This is a genomic window from Sinorhizobium sp. BJ1, assembly GCF_002531555.1.
GTDB classification, from domain to species: Bacteria; Pseudomonadota; Alphaproteobacteria; order Rhizobiales; family Rhizobiaceae; genus Sinorhizobium; species Sinorhizobium fredii_B.
Genome location: NZ_NWTH01000090.1, coordinates 1 through 2,948, shown reverse-complemented (window position 1 = coordinate 2,948; position 2,948 = coordinate 1). Strand labels below are relative to the sequence as shown.

The 2,948-nt window shown below is 59.4% G+C and carries 2 protein-coding genes; both read right to left on the bottom strand.

Going from position 1 to position 2,948, the window contains the following annotated elements:
• Window positions 1-9: 9 nt before the first annotated feature.
• Window positions 10-1,374 (bottom strand): aminotransferase class III-fold pyridoxal phosphate-dependent enzyme, encoded by a 1,365-nt coding sequence (locus tag CO676_RS34085; protein ID WP_179875777.1) that lies wholly within the window; start codon window positions 1,372-1,374, stop codon window positions 10-12.
• An 81-nt stretch (window positions 1,375-1,455) separates the two neighbouring features.
• Entirely contained in the window at window positions 1,456-2,826 is a 1,371-nt protein-coding gene (locus CO676_RS34080) for an MmgE/PrpD family protein (protein ID WP_179875776.1), read from the bottom strand.
• Window positions 2,827-2,948: the final 122 nt, after the last annotated feature.

Genomic DNA, 2,948 nt, shown 5'->3' with positions numbered 1-2,948 from the left:
GCGCCCGCCTCATAGGTTCTCGCTCTCAAAAACCCGGAACGTCTCAGTGAGAAGCTCCATGAAGAGGTCGATTTCCGGCTCGGTTATGATGAGCGGAGGAGCTGCCATAAACCATTCCCCGAACTTTCCGCTGGCGGTGCGGCGCGCGTAGAGATGCAGCCCGAGTTCGCGGGCGATCTCCGAAACGCGATAGGACGCCCGCTTAGCTGCGGGAAAAATTGCCTTGGTTGCCTTGTCCTCAACGATCTCCACCGCGTTGAGGAGGCCCATTCCCCGCACATCGCCAATGGTGATACTCCGATCCTTCAACGAGTTGAGCTTTCGGCGCAGCACGACGCCCATCCGCTCCGCATTGCCCATCAGGTCGTGGTCGAGCATCTCCTTGAGAACCGCGACACCAATTGCCGAGGAGAGAGGATTTCCGGCATAGGTGTGGCCGTGCAAGAAGCCGCCGGACTCGGCAACCTTATCGACAATCCTGTTGGGGGCGATCATGGCGCCAAGCGGCGTATAGCCGGCGCTCAAGCCTTTGGCGCAGACGACGAGGTCAGGCAGGGCGTTTGGCCAATGATGAGCAGCGAGGAAGGTTCCGGTTCGGCCGGCGCCACACATTACTTCATCGAAGATCAACAGAACGCCATAGCGATCGCAAATCTCCCGGACTTTGGAATAATAATTATCCGGCGCAACCAACCCGCCGGTCGCGACACCGCCGACCGGCTCCATGATGAAGGCGAGCACCGTCTCCTCGCCTTCCGCAAGGATCTGCTGTTCGAGCGCGTCCGCACAGTAGTCGGCATAGGAACTGACATCAAAGCCTTCAGGGGGGCGGTAGCTCAGTGGCGCTGGCACCTTGGGCATTATCTGCATGATCGGGCCGAATATCTCGTCCCGGTCCGGATCGCCGGTGACAGCAGCGGCGCCAAGTGTCGCGCCGTGATATCCTGGCATGCGCGCAAGGATTTTCCAGCGCTTCGGCTGTCCGCTGGCCACGGCGTATTGGCGCGCGAGCTTGATAGCGGATTCGACGGCTTCCGAACCGCCGGAAACGGGAAAAGCCTGATCGAACCCAGGGCCGGCGAGGTCCGCGATCATCGTGCAGAGCGTATCGGTTGATTCACTGCAAAACGCGGAATAGCTGATGCGATAGGCCTGGTCGATCATCGCATCGCGGACGCGCTCGTTCCCATGGCCGAGATTGACAACGAGCGCGCCGGATGAACCCTCGAGATAGCGCTTGCCGTTGGTATCCCAGAAGAAGATACCCTTCCCATGCGACACCTTGAACGTTCCGGGGGCTCCGCGTGAGCCGGCGTAGAACCTGTCGAATGCATTCTGAACGGGTTTCGGTCGAACGATACTCTGAGTGGGCATTTGCAACCTCATCTTGATTGGTTCGTCGGTGTGAAGAAGGGCGCGCGGCCTGGTTCGCGACGGTGCACCCCCGCGCGGAGATTACGTCATGGCGCAAGGCTTCAGTGCGTCGCGGACGGAAAGGCCCTCCAATTCGAGGAGAGCATCCTTCAGACGCGCGGCATTTATAGCGCCGATGACGGGGCTAGCCAGCGTGAGGAACTTCGCTTCCACTTCCGTCTGTCCAAAAGCGGGCCCGCCGGGGGCACCGGTTGGAACCTCGGCCTGGGCGGAAAGCGTTTTGCCATTCTGGAGGGTGACACTGACGCGGGCCGGCAGGAGCCTTTCCGCATAAAATACCCCATCGGCACCGGCGAGGGTTGAAAGGCTGATCCGTGTCGCGGTTTGTTTAACACCTTCGTCAGTCAGATCGTCTTCGCGGAGGCCGGTCGCGGAGGACTTGTCGTGCAGTTCGAGAGCGAGCGCATAGGGGATATGAAACACCGCCTCGATGGTGGATTGCGGCCAGGGTCCATTAAAGTCGCGAACGAACTCGCTCACGGTTTCGACATGAACGCCCCTGATGTCAGCATGGCCGAACCGATGGGTCTTCTGCAGCGCGCGCAGACAGTCGATCGTAGTGTGAATCCAGCGGCAGACGCCGTAAGGTTTGAAGCCGGTCTCAAGAATGAAGTAGCGTTCTCCCCACCGGTCAAGCATGTTCTGGGGTTCAAAGCGGTCGGAACCGGCCATGGCCCAGAAGCCGTCGCCACCGTCGAAGATGGTGCGGTTCCCGTGGAAACCTTCGCGTACAAGATCCACCGCAGTGATGGCCCCCTTGTTCGCCCATCCGTAATTGTTCTTCAAAAAGCTCATAGGTCGGGAATAGAATTTGCTCCCACAGGGAAGCGGAGCATGCATCGGCGTCAGCCCGTAAGCATCGGCGATTTGCCCGGCGCTGAATCGGTGCAACAGGCTTGTTGCCGTGCAGGCGCCGAAAATCTGCCAAGTCGCAAGACCGCTGACGTGGCGGTTGCGGTCTTCGGTAGGCCGCATGGCTGTGCCAAGGCGCAGCGACATTTCATAGCCGCCGACAATCGCGGCGATCAGCGCCTTGCCGGAGCTATTTACCTCTTCGGCAACGGCGAGCGCAGCCGGGATAATGGAGGCACCCGGATGCCCGAAAAGGACGTAGGAATCATCCAGACTAAGCATGCTGGCGCTATGGCCATTGGCATGAGCGGCATTGGCAGGATGAAAGCGTAGTGATGTGCCGAAAACGGTGCTGGGACCACCGGAGTCGGTACGCGCGAGATAGGGCGTCAATTGTCTCGCCCCGCGGCTCGTGCTTCCCGCGATCATGCAGCCGACATGGTCGAGGACGAGAAGCTTCGCCTTGTCAACTACCGCTGCCGGCAGTTCGTCGTAGGTGAGGCTGACGACCGTATTGGCAACATCCTGTGTCAGTGACATCACTTCATTCCTGTTCTCTTTTGATTTCCCCACTCTAAGCGATGTCATTTCCTCGGGCATTTTCGGATAGTTATGATCGCGCTTATTTCGTTATTCGATTGCGATATTGAGAGCGTGCCCCC